This window comes from Streptomyces sp. SM1, from assembly GCF_002910825.1.
Lineage (GTDB): Bacteria > Actinomycetota > Actinomycetes > Streptomycetales > Streptomycetaceae > Streptomyces > Streptomyces okerensis.
The window spans coordinates 25,429-41,189 of sequence record NZ_NEUB01000361.1; the positions used below are offsets into that span (position 1 = coordinate 25,429).

Below are 15,761 nucleotides of genomic sequence, written 5' to 3' on the forward strand. Positions count from 1 at the left end.
GCCGCCGTGCTGCTCGAAGTGCGTGACCTGCACGTGGAGTTCCACACCCGGGACGGGGTCGCCAGGGCCGTCAACGGCGTCAGCTACGGCGTGGACGCGGGCGAGACCCTGGCCGTGCTCGGCGAGTCCGGCTCCGGCAAGTCCGTGACCGCCCAGGCCATCATGGGCATCCTCGACATCCCGCCCGGCCGGATCACCGGCGGCGAGGTCGTCTTCCAGGGACGCGACCTGCTGAAGCTCAGGGAGGACGAACGCCGGCGGATCCGGGGCGCCGAGATGGCGATGATCTTCCAGGACGCGCTGTCGTCCCTCAACCCCGTGCTCACCGTCGGCGACCAGCTCGGAGAGATGTTCACCGTGCACCGGGGCATGTCGCGCAAGGAGGCGCGGGCCAGGGCGATCGAGCTGATGGACCGGGTGCGCATCCCCGCCGCCCGGGAGCGGGTCAGGCAGTACCCGCACCAGTTCTCCGGCGGTATGCGCCAGCGCATCATGATCGCGATGGCGCTGGCCCTGGAACCCGCCCTGATCATCGCGGACGAACCGACCACCGCCCTCGACGTGACCGTCCAGGCCCAGGTCATGGAACTGCTCGCGGAACTCCAGCGCGAGTACCACATGGGCCTCATCCTCATCACCCACGACCTGGGGGTGGTCGCCGACGTCGCCGACCGCATCGCCGTGATGTACGCGGGCCGGATCGTCGAGTCGGCACCGGTCCACGACATCTACAAGGCCCCGGCGCACCCGTACACCCGCGGTCTGCTGGACTCCATCCCGCGACTGGACCAGAAGGGCCAGGAGCTCTACGCCATCAGGGGACTGCCGCCCAACCTCATGAACATCCCGCCGGGCTGCGCCTTCCACCCCCGCTGTCCCCTGGCCCGGGACGTCTGCCGCAGCGACGAGCCCCCGCTGTACGAGGTCTCGCCGACGCGGGGGAGCGCCTGCCACTTCTGGAGGGAGTGCCTGGATGAGTGAGCCCATCCTGGAGGTCGAGGGCCTGGTCAAGCACTACCCGCTGACGCGCGGCGTCGTCTTCCGCAAGCAGGTCGGCGCCGTGCGCGCGGTCGACGGTGTGGACTTCCACCTGGGCCGGGGCGAAACCCTGGGCATCGTCGGCGAGTCCGGCTGCGGCAAGTCGACGGTCGCGAAGACGCTGGTCAATCTGGAGCGTCCGACGGCCGGTTCGATCCGGTACAAGGGCGAGGACATCACCCGGCTGTCGGGCAAGGCCCTCAAGTCCGTACGCCGCAACATCCAGATGGTGTTCCAGGACCCGTACACCTCCCTCAACCCCCGTATGACGGTGGGGGACATCATCGGGGAGCCGTACGACATCCATCCCGAGGTGGCTCCCAAGGGCGACCGGCGCCGGAAGGTGCAGGACCTGCTGGACGTGGTCGGCCTCAACCCGGAGTACATCAACCGCTATCCGCACCAGTTCTCCGGCGGCCAGCGCCAGCGCATCGGCATCGCGCGCGGGCTGGCGCTCCGCCCGGAGATCATCGTCGCCGACGAACCGGTCTCCGCGCTGGACGTCTCGGTGCAGGCGCAGGTCATCAACCTGATGGACCGGCTGCAGAGCGAGTTCGACCTCGCGTACATCTTCATCGCGCACGACCTGTCGATCGTCCGGCACATCTCGGACCGGGTCGCGGTGATGTACCTCGGCCGGATCGTGGAGACGGGCAGGGACGCCGAGATCTACGACCATCCCACGCACCCCTACACCCAGGCGCTGCTCTCCGCCGTCCCCGTCCCCGACCCGGAGGCCCGGGAACACCGGGAGCGGATCATCCTCAGCGGTGACGTCCCGTCCCCGACGAACATCCCCTCCGGATGCCGTTTCCGCACCCGCTGCTGGAAGGCGCAGGAGCGCTGCGCGCTGGAGGTGCCGGCGCTCGCGGTGCCGGCCTGGTTCGAGGCGGCCGGGGGCCCCGCGGCCCACGACTCGGCCTGCCACTTCGCGGCGACCGTGCCGATCAGGCGCTCCGCGCCGGGGCAGGTGGTGCCACCGGAGGAGCGTCCCGGGGGCACCGTCTGAGCGCCTTGGCTGAACCGGCCACGTGCCCGGCCGCGTTGCCGGGGCGGCACAAGGGTGTCCCCTCGCGTCTCGCGTGACGAGCCGCGAGGTCTGCGGGCACTGCCCCTTCCGTAGGGAGAACACTCATGAGAAGGCTTCGTCCTGGCGCCGTGGTGGCAGTCGGTGCGACCGCCGCGATGGCAGCGGTGATGCTGGGCAGCGCACAGGCCTCGGCGGCGACCGAGTCCTCCGCGAACAGACTGGTGAAGGTCGAACGGCTCACGCCGACCACGTCGTTCGCGGACACGCCCATCGACCCCGTACAACTCGCGCTCCTGCAGCAGCTCGCCGGGTTGGACCTCTCCGGCCTCTCCAACCCGTAGAAGCAAGGGGACGGGCCGGGGTGACATGGCTCACCCCGGCCCGGCTACGGCACCCGCACGGCCGCACGATGTTCAGCGTTCCGTGTCCGTATATCGGTACCGCTTCCGTGGAGTTGCCTCCGCGTTAACGCGGTCCGTCCCCGTTCGGCAGGGACAGCGAGCGCCTGAGGAAGTCGAGCTGGAGGCGGAGCAGGTTCTCGGCGACCTCCTCCTGGGGGGTCATGTGCGTCACGCCGGACAGCGGCAGCACCTCGTGCGGCCGGCCGGCCGCGAGCAGCGCGGAGGAGAGCCGCAGGGAGTGCGCGACCACCACGTTGTCGTCCGCCAGCCCGTGGATGACCATCATCGGGCGGTGCGGTCCGGCCGCGTCGACCAGACCGGCGTCGTCGATCACCGAGTTGCGGCGGTAGACGTCGGGCTGCTCGTCCGGGTGGCCGACGTAGCGTTCCTGGTAGTGGGTGTCGTAGAGGCGGAGGTCGGTGACCGGGGCGCCCACCACCGCCGCGTGGAAGACGTCGGGGCGGCGCAGGGCGGCGAGGGCCGCCAGGTAGCCGCCGAAGGACCAGCCGCGGACGGCGACGCGGTCCAGGTCGAGCGGGAAGTCGCCGGCGAGCGCCTGGAGGGCGTCGACCTGGTCCTGGACGACGACGGCCGCGATGTCGTCCTTGACGGCCTTCTCCCAGGCGGGCGAGCGGCCCGGTGTGCCGCGCCCGTCCGCGACGATCACCGCGAAGCCCTGGTCGGCGAACCACTGCGAGGTCAGATACGGGTTGTGGGCGGCGACCACCCGCTGACCGTGCGGACCACCATAGGGGTCCATGAGCACCGGCAGAAGGGTGTCACCGGCGTAGTCCCGAGGCATAAGCACGGCGCACGGGATGCGGCGTGCGCCCCCCTGGGTCAGGGTCACGCGGAGGGACATACCGGGGTCTTCGGCGTGCGAGGGGACAGTCGCCGTCGGTTTCCCGTCACGCAGCACCACCGCCCGGGAACCTGGCCGGTCCGGGGTGGCGGAGACGAGCACGGTGACACCCCCGGCCCGTACCGCGGAGTGCACACCCGGCCCCTGCGAGAGGCGCTCCATGCCGAGTTCGTTCACCCGGTAGACGTGCACCTCGCCGATCTCGGGACCGGTGGCCTCCTCGCCCGCCGACGCCGAGACCAGCACATCGTCGTCGGAGACGTCCAGTACCGCCCGGATGTGCAACTGTGCCCCGGTGAGCGGTCGTTCACCGACGGCGAGGCGTCGCGCGCCCCCCTCGTCGGCGATCCGCACCAGCTGTCCGGAAGGGCTCCAGCGGGGTACCCCGGGGAAAAGTTCAAGCCAAGTTGGATCTTCGTCGGCGTGCACCATCCGGGTCGCGCCGGAGTCCGGGTCCACGGCCAGGATCAGCTGGGCCTGCTGGTCGCGCGCCTGTACGAGAAGCAGCGGTGCACCGGCGGCTGACCAGTGCACATGCGCCAGATAGGGGTACCGCGCACGGTCCCAGGAGACCTCCGTGCGGGTCCCTTCCAGGTCGAACACGAACAGCCGGACGTCCGCGTTCGGGGTGCCCGCCGCCGGGTAGCGGACGGGGTGCGGCTCCCGTCCCGGGTGGGCGGGGTCGGAGATCCACCACCGCTGTACCGGCGTGTCGTCCACCCGCGCCACCAGCAGCCGGTCCGACTCCGGTGCCCACCAGAAGCCCCGTGAACGCCCCATCTCCTCGGCCGCGACGAACTCCGCCAGACCGTAACCGACCTCCTCGGACTCGGGGGTCGCGAGCGCGCGGTCGTCCGCCCCCTCGGCTCCGGTCACCCGCAGCGCCCCCCGGGCGACGTAGGCGACGTGCCGCCCGTCGGGTGACGGCCGCGGATCGATCACCGGTCCCCGGACGGGCAGTTCACGCGCCGTCCCGGCCCGCAGCTCGGCCGTGAAGAGCCGCCCTGACAAGGTGAAAGCCGCCAACTCGACGGCCGCGTCGGTGGCGTAGCCGACGATGCCGGCACCGCCCTCCCGGCTCCGCTCGCGCCGCGCGCGTTCCGCGGCGGAGAGGTTCTCCGAGGCCCCGCCCAGGAGGGCGCGCGGGTCGGCCGCCACGCGCTCCCCGCCCTCCCCGGTGTCGAGGACCCAGAGTGAATTGGCCCGGTCCGTACCGGAACCCGAGCGCAGGAACACGACACGCGAGCCGTCGGGAGCCACGGTGAACGAACGCGGCGCGCCGAGCGTGAAGCGCAGGGTGCGGGCGTGCCGTCGGGGGAAGGAGTCAGCCTCGGTCGTCATGCCATGACCATATTGGCCATGCGCCCCCTTGTGCGGCCGTGCGCCGACCGATGCGCACGTACGGATAGTTATGATCGTTAGCGCATAGTGGGTATGAACCTGCTGGCTGCTGTGTGGATCTATCTGCCCCCATATTCCTACCCCCGCGCCCTGGGATCCTTGGAGGTGAACCGCCGTGGCACTCTCGATTTCGGCGGTGGTGCTGCTGGCGATCATCGTCTTCCTGCTCATCAAGAAGTCGGGTCTCAAGGCAGGGCACGCCGTGGTGTGCATGCTGCTCGGCTTCTACATGGCATCGTCGACGATGGCGCCCACCATCAGCGAGCTCACGACGAACATCGCGGGGATGATCGGCAGCATCAACTTCTGAGCACCGCCTTCCGGCCGGTACCCGTGGCCCGTCCCGGAGCCCGGCCGGAGTCCACGTCCTGCCCGTCCTCCCTCCCCGCTCCGTCCTCCCCTCCCGCTCCCCGCGTCGGCCTCCTGGGCTCCGGACCGGCGACGCCGGACGGGATGAACGCGTGCCCGCTCCGTCGCGCTCTCCGCCGCGCGGCCGGACGCCGGCACAGCGGCGGCTCGGAGGGCGGGCCGTGACGGAAGGGTGGGGCAGTGGCAGCCGTACCGGCCCCCGACGGCCGTCACGTCGTCTGCGGCGACTCGGCCGGGGCCGTGCGGCTGTGGGAGATCGACTGGGAGCCGGCCGTCGACGGCACCCGCGGCGGGCGCGGCGGCCGATCGTCCCGGCTCGTGCCCACCGGCCCCTCGCGTGTTACCCGTCGGTAAGGAATGATGGTGGAGCCATCAACCACGTGCGCAGGGCGGAGCCGACGGTGACGACGTTCGAGGAACAGAGCGAGGGACACAGCGAGGCGCAGGTCAGGGTGCACGTCTTCCGGGACGACGCCCTCGGTGACCACGACGCGGTGGGCCTCGCCCAGGCGATCCGCCGGGGCGAGGTGAGCGCCGCCGAGGCCGCCCGCGACGCGTCGGCCAGGGTCCGTGCCGTCGAGGACCGGCTCAACGCCGTCCAGGTGCATCTCGACATCCCGGTGCACGGCTCCGGATCCGGCGGTGCCCTCGCCGGCGTGCCGACCTTCGTCAAGGACAACACCGACTTCCAGGGCCTGCCCACCGGACACGGCAGTCTCGCCTTCGCACCCCGCGCCGCACGGCGGCACGCCCCGTTCACCCGCCAGTTCCTGAGCACCGGCGTCACGGTCCTCGGCAAGACCCGGCTCCCCGAGTTCGGCTTCAGCCCCACCACGGAGTACGAGGCGGGCGAACCCGTCCGCAACCCGTGGCACACGGGCCACTCGGCGGGCGGCTCATCGGGCGGCAGCGCGGCCCTCGTCGCCGCCGGGGCGGTCCCGATCGCGCACGCCAACGACGGCGGCGGTTCGATCCGCATCCCCGCCGCCTGCTGCGGCCTGGTCGGCCTCAAGCCCACGCGCGGCCGGACGGTGGCGAACGCGCAGGGCCGCCGGCTCCCCATCGACCTCGTCACCGACGGCGTGGTGAGCCGCTCGGTACGCGACAGCGCGGCCTTCCTCGCGGCGGCGGAGCAGCACTGGCGGAACCCGAAGCTGCCGCCCGTCGGCCTGGTCGAGGGCCCCTCGGACCGCCGTCTGCGCATCGGCCTCCTGGTGGACTCCCCGAACGGCGTCCGCGCCGACGACGACACCCGCGAGGCGGTGACGGAGACGGCCCGGCGCCTGGAACGCCTCGGTCACACCGTGGAACCGGTGGACCTCTCCATCGACCCGCACTTCACCGACGACTTCCTCACCTACTGGGGCATGCTGTCGTTCCTGATCGGCGTCACCGGCAGGACGCTCGGCACGGACTTCGACCGCCGCCGCATGGACAGCCTGAGCAGGGGCCTGCGTGAGTCGTACGCGAGGGACTGGCGGACCACGCCGGGCGTCCTGCGCCGGCTGAAGCGCACACGGCTGGCCTACGCGGCGGCGTTCCGCGGCCTCGACCTGATCCTCTCCCCGGTCCTCGCCCACACCACCCCGCCGCTCGGCCACCTCAGCCCGACCGTCCCCTACGCCACGCTGATCGAACGGCTTGTGAACTACGTAGCGTTCACCCCGGTCAACAACGTCGTCGGCACCCCGTCGATCTCCGTCCCGGCCGCGAGCACGACGTCGGACGGCCTCCCGATCGGCGTCATGTTCTCGGGCCGCCCCGGCGCGGAACGCAAGCTCCTGGAACTGGCCTTCGAACTGGAGGCGGACCAGGCGTTCCGGCAGGTCCAGGACCACTGACGGGTGCCCGGCCCCACCCCGCCGTCCGTCACAGCAGGAGCAGCACCGCCGCGCCCCACAGCACCGACAGGGCCACCAGCGGAGGCCCGACCGGCATGCCCTGCCGCCCCGCCGGTGCCTCCTCCAACGGCCGCAGCTCCGGGCGGAGCAGCAGCGCCCGCACCTCCTCCACGACACGTTCCACAACCGGCTCGTGCCCGAGGCGGCGCTCCACCCACGCCCAGCCCATGGGGGCCATCTCCACGGCGGAGTCCTTCGCCCTGCCGATGCTGATGCCGTCGTCGGACTGTCCCACGGACGTGATCACGCTCCACGGCACCCGCCGCACACGCCACGCCCCGGTCACCCACAGCTCTTCATGGTCGGCGGTGATCCGCCAAGTGAGTGCCGTCCCCACGACCGTCACCAGCCACGGCAGACCCACGACCAGGAACAGCCAGCTCCACGACGGCCCGTCGTCGAGCATGGCCCAGATGCCGCCGCCCTGCACCAGCAGCAGCCCGAGGCCGATCGCTCGCGAGAAGCCCTGCGCCCGCCAGGTCCGCCGACCCGCCGTGACCGTCATGCCGGCCGCGACCTCGTCGACGGACCGCCGCGTGCCCTTCCGCTTACGGCGTCGAGGTCCGGGCTCCAGCAACCCCGGCACGGTCGGTTTCACCGCGCTGACGCTGCACTCCACCGCCACCTCGGGGTCGTCCGTGTCGTCGCGCGCGACGAAGGCGACTTCGGCGCCGGCGTAGGGGACGCCGTACAGGACGGCCTCCCGCAGCGGCGGGGTGGGGCCCCCGCCCCGGAGGATCTCCGTGAGCTTGCCGAGTTCGACGGCGGCCGCGGCGTCGTCTGCGTCGGGGTCGTCCTCCTCCGCGTCGAACCCCTCCGAGTCGTCCTCGTCCTCGAAGGCGTACAGCGAGTGGAAGCGCAGGATCGGCCGAGAGCCCTCCCGGTCGTCGGCCGCGAACACCCAGGTGCGGCCGTCCTCGTCGTCCTCGCGTACCAGTACGTGCAGCACCGGAAGCGGCCCGCGCCGAAGCCGCCGCGACCGCGCCCGCCCGGCCGCGCCGTTCACGAGGAACGCGAGCCCCACGACGGAGCCGCCCAGCACCAGCAGCTCCCAGCCGAAGACGTCGTACGGCTCCGCGACCAGTGCCTTCCAGTCGCCGTCCACGACGATGTCGACGCGGGTGCCGACGGGGAAGTCCTCGGGGAAGGCCGTCTCGAAGCGGTGGGTACGTCCGTCGGCCTTCACCGTGAGGACATCGTCGTCTACGGCCGTGACCCGTCCGGAGAGTGCCGTGGCGCCCGCGGCCCGCTCCTCGTACGCGTCGACGACCTGCTGGGCCTGCCAGTAGCCGAACCCGGCGACGGCCAGCAGCAGCGCGGCCAGGACGAAGGAGAACCGGCCCCGGCGAAACGTCCGAGCGGCGTCGGGCAACGGCTGTGAGACCGGCCCGGCCGCCTCCAGGGCCAGCGACCGCTGCCGTCCGGCGGCGGCCAGCCGGTGAACGAGCCCGGCGGCGCTGAACGCGACGGCCGCGAGGTACGCGAGCGCGGACGGCCGTTCGAACGCGGTGAAGCCCTCCTCCACGACGAGAGCCGTCAGCCCGGCCGCGAGCCCCACGAGCGCGGATCGCGGCTGCCGCCACACCAGTACGGGGTCAGCAGCGGCACGACGGCTGTGCCGAGGCCCAGCCAGTCGGTGCCGCAGGGCTCCGCGGACGTGCAGACGGGGACGGGAGCCGCCTCCAGCTCCCACACCATCGAGACGACCAACGCGAGGACTGCCCACAGAGGATGAGCCCACCGGGCGGGCACGGCGGCGAGCCATCGCCGGGCGTCGGGAGTCCGCCACTCGGCGGTGCCGGGCGGTATGTGCTCGGCGGGCAACGGCACGGGATGTCTGGACACCCGCGCATTATGACCACGTGCGTTTCCGGCCCGGTCCGCCAGCCCCGCCTCGTCGAAACGACGGTGCTCAGCGCGACTTCGTTCGAGCCGCGGGCGACGTGCTCTGCCGGGCGGCTCAGAGCCGGGGCCGGTAGGGATCCGTGTACGGCTCCATGGACTGGCGGACCTCTTCCCGGACCGGGTCCATGAGGGGGCCCGGGGCGTAGTAGCGGGCCCGGGCCTTGCCGTGGGGGACGAGCCAGCCGCGGGCGACCAGCTCCCTGATGTCCCGGATGGCCTGCTGGTTGCTGAGGTCGGCGTCCTGCTGGTAGACGGTACGGCGGACCTTCGCGTCCGAGAATGCGGGCAACAGGGCGTAGACGACCCGCTCGTCCAGGCCGGCTGCCTCGACGGTCTCGACCAGGCGGGTCCAGGCCCGCGACATCACATCGAAGCGTCGCTGGGCCTGCTGGGCCTGGCGGTGGTGGGCGGTCAGGCAGAAGCGGATCCAGGGCCGGGTGTCCCGCTCCGGACTCCATTGCGGGCCGCCGACATCCTCCAGGACCTGGTAGTACGCGTAGGTGTTCTGGCCGCGGCCCAGCCACTCCTCGATGGACGAGAACTCGGGCGGCATCAGGGCTTCCCGGGAGAACACAAGGGTGGACAGGGCGCGGGACATGCGTCCGTTGCCGTCCTTCCAGGGGTGGATCTTGACGAGGTTGAGGTGCGCCATCGAGGCGCGGATGTGGACGGGGGCGTCGAGGTCGCCCTCGTTGAGCCAGTCGATGAACTCCGACATCAGAGCGGGGACCTCTGCCCGGTCCGGTGCGGTGTAGGCGGGGACCAGGGGGTCGTCGGGGCTGGTGACGTAGACGGGCCCGTCGCGCCAGCGGCCTGGGCGCTTGTCGAGGTGGTGGCCCTGGAGCATGAAGTGCAGGCCGTTGAGCAGGCCGGCGTCGTAGCGGAAGTCGTCTCCGCCGTCGGCGAGGGCCTGGATGTAGGTCATGCCGCGCTGATAGCCCTCCAGCTCGGCGCGTGTCTTCTGCCCGGTCTCCAGGGGTTCCTCGCCGGACATGAGGGCTTCCACGTCGTCGACCGTCGCGGCGTATCCCTCGATGGTGTTCGATCCGGCGATCGCGCGAGCGGTCAGGTTGCGGCGCAACTGGCGGGTCCAGCGAGGAGTGGCCCGGAGCATGTGGCGCAGGGCGCGGCGCATGGCCTCGATCTCGTCGAGAGCCCGGTGGTCGTCGGTGTCCAGGCGGGGAATCGCGTACAGCATGCAGTAATGACACTTTGATTGTGTCATCAAGTCAAACGGAGTGCGATGTGGCCGACGGTGGGCTTCCGCCCGAGGTGATCGCCGAGGAGATCGTCCGCGGACTCCGGTCGCCCTGAACGGGTTCACCGCCATCGCCCGTTCCCCGGGCGGTGACGTGGACGTACCGGAGGCCGAGGTCGGGTAGCGGCCTCCTGCCGGATCAGTCCTCGACCGCGTACGGCAGGAAACCTGCCCACGCGGTCGGGGCGAAGGCGAGTCGGGGGCCGTCGAGGTTCTTCGAGTCACGGACGTGGACGGTGGCGGGGGCGGTGGCGATCTCGACGCAGGAGTCGCCTTCCGGGCCGCTGCTGTAGCTGCTCTTGAACCACGCCAGGTCCGAGGTGTCCTTGGCGGAAGCCTTACGGATCATGTTTCTCCCAGCATTCGCTCGATGAGGGCCAGCGTCTCCCCGGGTGGAAGAGCCTGCGCCCGGATCGTGCCATATCGCAGCTCAAGGATGCGCAGTTGCCTTGGGTCAGGGGTTGGGCGACCGTTGAAGGCGCCGTCGGAACGCCCGACCGCTGTGCCGTCCTCGAACTTCAACAGCTCGATCCTGCCGCTCATGCCTGGGTGGGCGACGCTGTCCATCGGCATGACTTGCAGTGACACGTTGTTGAATCGCCCTACTTCCAGCAGGCGTTCGAATTGCTGCGTCCTCACCATTGTGCCCCCAACGCGGCGACGAAGGGTTGCCTCTTCCAGCACGAAACTGAGAGAAGGCGACGGCGAGCGATCGAGAACGGACAGCCGTGCCATCCGAGCGGACACCAGACGCTCCACTTCCTCCGGAGAATAAGGAGGTTGGCGCACTTCGAAGAGGGCGCGTGCGTAGTCGGGTGTCTGCAACAGGCCAGCGATGCTGCTGCACTCGTACACCCCGATCTCAACCGCCCGCGCCTCCAACTGTGCGAGATCCCGAACCTTCTTCGGATACCGGACCTTCTTCACGTCTTCGTGCATCGCCGCGATGAGCCCACCGGCGTTGAGTACCTCGTCCGCCGTGTCCAAGTACTCGGGCCGAGGAATCCGCTTCCCCGTCTCGATCTTGTACACGAGATCCGCGCCGTACCCGGCCGCCGTCGCGAAGTCGTTGACCCGCATCCCCGCCGCTTCCCGGCGCAGCCTCAACTGACGTCCCACCGTGGCCACCACGGCCAGTGCCCAGTCGTCGTCCGGGTCGACCTCCCACCCCGGCTCCTCCGTCCGGTCCGTCTCGGTCCCGGCCCGCACCGCCTCATCGCTCACCGTCATGTGTGCCCCTCCGTTGTGCCGCGACGTGCTGTTCCGACCTGTTCACAGGAGCTACTTCGACAGCACGGGCAGAGCCCGTTGAACCTTGGACCGTAGCTCTACGTAACAGTTCAATTACTCATCTCGGTATGTCCGGTCGGCCACGCTCGGTGATGTGAATCAGCAAACTCAGGGAATCGCCGAGCACGGGTCACGATCCGAACCACACAAAAGCGTCCGGAACTTCAGCATGTTGCTGTCGTCCACCCCGCGAGGCGCCCGCCTGGCCCGCCTGCTCGCCGTGGACACGCTCCGGAACTGGGGGCTTCCGCACGAGCGGGCCAGCCACGTCATCGCGGAACTCGCGGCCAACGCGGCCACCCACGGCCGTCTCCCCGGCCGCAGCTTCCGGCTCACGCTCTACGTGGTCGGTGCCACGCTGCGCATCGAGGTCAGCGACACGCGGGGTGACCGGATGCCCGTACCGCAAGTGCCGGACACGACCGCCGAGTCGGGCAGGGGCCTGCTGCTCGTCGAGACGCTGGCCGACCGCTGGGGAGTGACCGAGGGGCGGTTCCCGCGCAAGACAGTCTGGGCCGAACTGGGCTTTTCGCCACCGGAACCCGCGCCCTCGCGCTCCGGTGCCGTCGACGACTGAAAGACAAAGAACTCCGGGGGAAAACACCCCCACCAAACCCGACCCTCCCGCCTGTGGCCGTACTCACTCGGGCGGGTGAACATCTCCGGTTCGGCTGGATTTCCGGGCCGCGCAGGCCCGACGCTCAGCGCAACGCGCCACCACACGACAGCAGGCATGAGTCGGCCCCCGCCGGGACCTGCAATCCCAAGGCGAGGGCCTGACCACCGAGGAAGATAGAGGCTTCCAGATGGGTACCCAGAACCCTAGCGCGCCCCCGCGCGCCCAGGCCCGCCTGACGGGCAACAACCACCCGAACCGGGCCCACCGCACCACCACCGGTGGGCTCCAGCACGACAACTCCCGCCACACCACCCGCTTCACGGTGATCGGCAACCACCTCGCCCAGCACCGACAGCTCTCGCTCCTCGCCATCGGACTCGGTACGCACCTCCAGTCGCTGCCACAGGGCGCCCCGGCCGACATCAAGAGCCTCACCGCCCGGTTCCCCGAGGGGGCCACGCGTATCGCCGCCGCTCTGCGCGAGCTGGAGTGCCACGGCTACCTTCGCCGCGAACGCCACCGCACCCCCACCGGCCGCATCGTCAGCCGTACGGTCTCCTGCAACCAGCCGACGGCGGCCCGCACGTACCCCGAGCCCTCTTCCCGGCCCGCCGACCGTCCGGAACCCCGGCCCCGACCGCGCCCCCACGAGCCCTGCGACGAGCCCGCGCCCCAGGACCAGGGCACCTGCAAACAACCGCCCGCCCGGGGACCCCTCCCCGCCGTGCCGCGCCCCGAGTGCCACGTCCCCGCGCTGTTCCGGGCCGCCGCCGACCTCCTCGCGGACCTCCGCCGCCATAACCCCCGGATGCTCCTCTCCGCCTCCGACACGGCTCACCTGACCCCCGGTGTCGCCGCCTGGCTGGAGCGCGACGTCACCCCCGCCGCCGTACGCGGGGCCCTGACCGCCGACCTGCCGCCCGAGGGCGTACGCCGTCCCGCCGCCTTCCTGGCCCACCGCCTCGCCGCCCAGCTACCGCCCCCGGCCCCGTACCGCGAGCCGGCCGCCGCACTGCCGCCCGTACGGCCGAGGCTCCCTATGCAGAACTGCGACGGCTGTGAGCGTGGCTTCCACGCCCCGGAGCCCGGCCTCTGCCGCGACTGCCGCTCCGACCGCAAGAAGGCCGCCTAGCATGAACGTGACGATCCTTGCCCCTGGGCACAGACGACGAGGAGCGAGCGCCATGACCATCGCACCCGACGACGCGCGGCGGGACAGCTCCCATCTGTACCGGGCCATGAGGGATGTCGTGCGGTCGATGGACGACACCCTGCCCGGGAAGTTCGAAGTCACCAAGGAAGGGATCGTGCACGACATGATGTCGCCGGGAGGCCCGCACGAGGTCACGGCCGCGCACGTCAGCCGCCGTCTGGAAAGGGTCATGCCGGACGAGCTGCTGGCCCACAACGGCACGCCCGACGTGGAGGACGTGCCCGAGGGCATCATGCGACACCCGGACGTGATGGTGATCGCCTGGGACGACCTCGACGTCGAAGGCTCCATCGACCCCGGTACGGTCGTCGCTGCCATCGAGATCGTCTCCCGGTCCAACCCGGAGAACGACTGGGTGGGCAAGATGCGCGACTACCCACTGCTCGGCATCCCGATCTACGTGATCTTCGATCCCCGTACCGGCACCGGCGCCGTTCTCACCGAGATCCACGCCACCCCAGGGGGCCCCGCTACGCGGTCCGCAAGGACTTCGTGTACGGCGAGGACGTCACCATCGGGGAGTGGACCATCTCCACGAACGGCCTGCCGCTCTACCAGGGCGACGGAGCGGAAGGGGCCGAGTCGTCAGGGGCGTGATCCGGATGACGCCGACCTGATCGACGGCGACCTCGGGCAGCGCCGCCCGATCGACGAGGCCGAGCGGCGGCCGGGGACCTCATAAGGTGATCCCATGACGGAACTGCGCTCCCGGCGTCTGATGCTGGTGCACGCCCACCCGGACGACGAGTCGATCAACAACGGCGCGACCATGGCCCGGTATGCCGCGGAGGGCGCCCAGGTGACGCTGGTCACCTGCACCCTCGGTGAGCGGGGGGAGGTCATTCCGCCCGCGCTGCGGCATCTGAGCGGGGCCGCACTCGGCGGGCACCGGCTCGGGGAGCTGAAGGAAGCGATGCGGGCGCTCGGGGTGACGGACTTCCGGCTGCTCGGCGGGGCCGGGCGGTACTGCGACTCCGGGATGATGGGGCTGCCCGACAACGACGACCCCGGCTGCTTCTGGCAGGCGGAGGTGGATCAGGCGGCGGGGCTGCTCGCCGAGGTGATCCTGGAGGTGCGGCCGCAGGTCCTCGTCACGTACGACGAGAACGGGGGGTACGGGCACCCCGACCACATCCAGAGCCACCGCGTCGCCATGCGCGCCGTGGAGATCGCCGCCGAAGCGGGGTGGGACGTCCCCCGGGTGTACTGGAACCGGGTGCCCCGGTCCGTGGCCGAGGAGTCGTTCGCCAGACTGAACGACGAGCTGGACGGGCTGCCCTTCGACAAGGCGGGCTCCCTGGGCGACGTACCGGGTGTGGTCGACGACGAGCGGATCACCGCCGCGGTCGACGGCACCGCGTACGCCGCCGCCAAGGCCGCCGCGATGCGCGCGCACGCCACCCAGATCACCGTCGCCGAGCCCTGGTTCGTGCTGTCGAACGATCTCGCGCAGCCGCTCTTCACCACCGAGTACTACGAGTTGGTACGCGGGGAACGTCCCGAAAGCCGGGAAAGCGACCTGTTCGCCGGAGCCGGAGCCGGAGCCGGAGCCGGAGCCGGGGCGGGGGAGGCGTCGTGAGCGGGGAAAGGGCGCCCGCGCTGGCGCAGCCGCTGCGGGCGCCCTCCGCCGGGCGGGCCGGTGCCTACCTGGGGCTGCTGGTGCTCGGCGCGGTGACCGGGGTGGCCGGGGCGCTCGTGCAGCCCGCGTGGTTTCCGGGCGGGCTGCTGCTGGCGCTCGCCGGCGAGGCCGCACTCGTCCTGGGGGCGGCGCGGGTGATGGGCGGCCGGGCCGGTGGAGTGGCGGTCGCCGCCGGGTGGATGGCCGTCGTCGTGCTGCTCACGGCCAGCCGTCCGGAAGGTGACTTCCTGTTCGCCGCGGGAGCCGGATCGTATCTCTTCCTCCTCGGCGGTATCGGCGTCGCTGTGATCTGCGCCACCCTTGGCGCCGGGAGGCAACCGGACGGCGGTCCTGCCCGACTTGGCAAGTGACGTACCACTTCGCCGTGTCTTGGGGGTGCGGGTCCGGTGTGGGTTTCGCCGACGGTACTGGGATACCGGCCGGATGCGGCCAGTAAGGTGGTGCGCGCCGCCGAGCCTCCCTCGAACCCTCGGCTTCGCCCGAGCAGGGGGGACCCCCACCGTGAGGTCGTGACGGGCGGCGGAGTCAACCGGGAGAACCTGCCTTGAGTCGTGAAACTGACACTCCGTCCTCCGGGCCCGACGGGCGCGGCGGAGCCGCCTACCCGTCGGGCACCCCGCCCTACGGGATCCCGGCGATTCCGGAAGAGGCCGCGGACGCGGGCCGTTCGGCCGCGCGGCCGGAGGAACGCAAGACCGAGACCACGCTGACGACCCGGATCCGGATCAACATCCCAGGATCGCGGCCCATTCCGCCGGTCGTCGTCCGCAAGCCCGTCACGGAGGCGGACAACATGGACGGCTACCGCAACCGCACCGGCTTCCCGCTCACCGCC

At 71.2% G+C, this 15,761-nt stretch carries 13 protein-coding genes and 3 pseudogenes; 11 read left to right on the forward strand and 5 right to left on the reverse strand.

Annotated elements, in window-relative coordinates:
• Positions 1–6 precede the first annotated feature (6 nt).
• The 3 genes from B9S61_RS09180 to B9S61_RS09190 all read left to right on the forward strand — a co-directional run bounded on the left by B9S61_RS09180 (position 7) and on the right by B9S61_RS09190 (position 2,409).
• Complete coding sequence (locus tag B9S61_RS09180) at positions 7–981, forward strand: ABC transporter ATP-binding protein (RefSeq protein WP_103541813.1); 975 nt, start codon at positions 7–9, stop codon at positions 979–981.
• The gene (locus B9S61_RS09185) at positions 974–2,047 is read left to right on the forward strand and encodes an ABC transporter ATP-binding protein (protein ID WP_103541814.1); all 1,074 of its coding nucleotides are present in this window, start codon (positions 974–976) and stop codon (positions 2,045–2,047) included. Before B9S61_RS09180 ends, B9S61_RS09185 begins: the two co-directional genes overlap by 8 nt.
• 125 nt (positions 2,048–2,172) lie before the next feature.
• Positions 2,173–2,409: a hypothetical protein gene (locus B9S61_RS09190; protein ID WP_146064758.1), complete on the forward strand. Its 237-nt coding sequence runs from the start codon at positions 2,173–2,175 to the stop codon at positions 2,407–2,409.
• A gap of 124 nt (positions 2,410–2,533) precedes the next feature.
• On the opposite strand, the gene B9S61_RS09195 is transcribed toward B9S61_RS09190, so the two are convergent.
• Entirely contained in the window at positions 2,534–4,672 is a 2,139-nt protein-coding gene (locus B9S61_RS09195) for a S9 family peptidase (protein ID WP_103541816.1), read from the reverse strand.
• A 175-nt stretch (positions 4,673–4,847) separates the two neighbouring features.
• Between B9S61_RS09195 and B9S61_RS09200 the strand changes: the two genes are divergently transcribed.
• A complete protein-coding gene (locus tag B9S61_RS09200; RefSeq protein WP_103541817.1) occupies positions 4,848–5,042 on the forward strand; it encodes a hypothetical protein in 195 nt (64 codons plus the stop codon).
• Positions 5,043–5,502: 460 nt separating this feature from the next.
• Positions 5,503–6,942 carry an amidase gene (locus tag B9S61_RS09205; RefSeq protein ID WP_103541827.1) on the forward strand — a complete coding sequence of 480 codons (1,440 nt, stop codon included), beginning with the start codon at positions 5,503–5,505 and terminating at the stop codon, positions 6,940–6,942.
• 28 nt (positions 6,943–6,970) lie between these two features.
• On the opposite strand, the pseudogene B9S61_RS09210 reads toward B9S61_RS09205, so the two are convergent.
• The 4 genes and pseudogenes from B9S61_RS09210 to B9S61_RS09225 all read right to left on the reverse strand — a co-directional run bounded on the left by B9S61_RS09210 (position 6,971) and on the right by B9S61_RS09225 (position 11,395).
• Positions 6,971–8,826 (reverse strand): annotated as a pseudogene (locus tag B9S61_RS09210) (hypothetical protein).
• A 136-nt stretch (positions 8,827–8,962) separates the two neighbouring features.
• Entirely contained in the window at positions 8,963–10,105 is a 1,143-nt protein-coding gene (locus tag B9S61_RS09215) for a Fic family protein (RefSeq protein WP_181007306.1), read from the reverse strand.
• A gap of 199 nt (positions 10,106–10,304) precedes the next feature.
• Positions 10,305–10,514, reverse strand: a complete 210-nt coding sequence (locus tag B9S61_RS09220) for a DUF397 domain-containing protein (RefSeq protein WP_103541818.1) — start codon at positions 10,512–10,514, stop codon at positions 10,305–10,307.
• Complete coding sequence (locus B9S61_RS09225) at positions 10,511–11,395, reverse strand: helix-turn-helix transcriptional regulator (RefSeq protein WP_103541819.1); 885 nt, start codon at positions 11,393–11,395, stop codon at positions 10,511–10,513. Before B9S61_RS09225 ends, B9S61_RS09220 begins: the two co-directional genes overlap by 4 nt.
• 154 nt (positions 11,396–11,549) lie before the next feature.
• On the opposite strand from B9S61_RS09225, the gene B9S61_RS09230 reads away from it, so the two are divergent.
• From B9S61_RS09230 to B9S61_RS09255, 6 genes and pseudogenes are all read left to right on the forward strand, one after another.
• Positions 11,550–12,032, forward strand: a complete 483-nt coding sequence (locus tag B9S61_RS09230; RefSeq protein ID WP_103541820.1) for an ATP-binding protein — start codon at positions 11,550–11,552, stop codon at positions 12,030–12,032.
• Positions 12,033–12,261: 229 nt separating this feature from the next.
• The gene (locus tag B9S61_RS09235) at positions 12,262–13,206 is read left to right on the forward strand and encodes a helix-turn-helix domain-containing protein (protein WP_103541821.1); all 945 of its coding nucleotides are present in this window, start codon (positions 12,262–12,264) and stop codon (positions 13,204–13,206) included.
• 52 nt (positions 13,207–13,258) lie between these two features.
• Positions 13,259–13,884, forward strand: a pseudogene (locus tag B9S61_RS09240) (Uma2 family endonuclease).
• Between the two features lie 94 nt (positions 13,885–13,978).
• A complete protein-coding gene (gene mshB / locus B9S61_RS09245) occupies positions 13,979–14,866 on the forward strand; it encodes an N-acetyl-1-D-myo-inositol-2-amino-2-deoxy-alpha-D-glucopyranoside deacetylase (RefSeq protein ID WP_103541822.1) in 888 nt (295 codons plus the stop codon).
• Positions 14,863–15,276: a DUF6113 family protein gene (locus tag B9S61_RS09250; protein ID WP_103541823.1), complete on the forward strand. Its 414-nt coding sequence runs from the start codon at positions 14,863–14,865 to the stop codon at positions 15,274–15,276. Before mshB ends, B9S61_RS09250 begins: the two co-directional genes overlap by 4 nt.
• A 194-nt stretch (positions 15,277–15,470) precedes the next feature.
• Positions 15,471–15,761 (forward strand): annotated as a pseudogene (locus B9S61_RS09255) (endo alpha-1,4 polygalactosaminidase); the annotation flags it as partial.

Coding starts and splice junctions, on each gene's coding strand:
- B9S61_RS09185 (WP_103541814.1), top strand. CDS start 974: ATGAGTGAGCCCATCCTGGAGGTCGAGGGCCTGGTCAAGCACTACCCG.
- B9S61_RS09190 (WP_146064758.1), top strand. CDS start 2,173: ATGAGAAGGCTTCGTCCTGGCGCCGTGGTGGCAGTCGGTGCGACCGCC.
- B9S61_RS09195 (WP_103541816.1), bottom strand. CDS start 4,672: ATGACGACCGAGGCTGACTCCTTCCCCCGACGGCACGCCCGCACCCTG.
- B9S61_RS09215 (WP_181007306.1), bottom strand. CDS start 10,105: ATGCTGTACGCGATTCCCCGCCTGGACACCGACGACCACCGGGCTCTC.
- B9S61_RS09220 (WP_103541818.1), bottom strand. CDS start 10,514: ATGATCCGTAAGGCTTCCGCCAAGGACACCTCGGACCTGGCGTGGTTC.
- B9S61_RS09225 (WP_103541819.1), bottom strand. CDS start 11,395: ATGACGGTGAGCGATGAGGCGGTGCGGGCCGGGACCGAGACGGACCGG.
- B9S61_RS09235 (WP_103541821.1), top strand. CDS start 12,262: ATGGGTACCCAGAACCCTAGCGCGCCCCCGCGCGCCCAGGCCCGCCTG.
- mshB (WP_103541822.1), top strand. CDS start 13,979: ATGACGGAACTGCGCTCCCGGCGTCTGATGCTGGTGCACGCCCACCCG.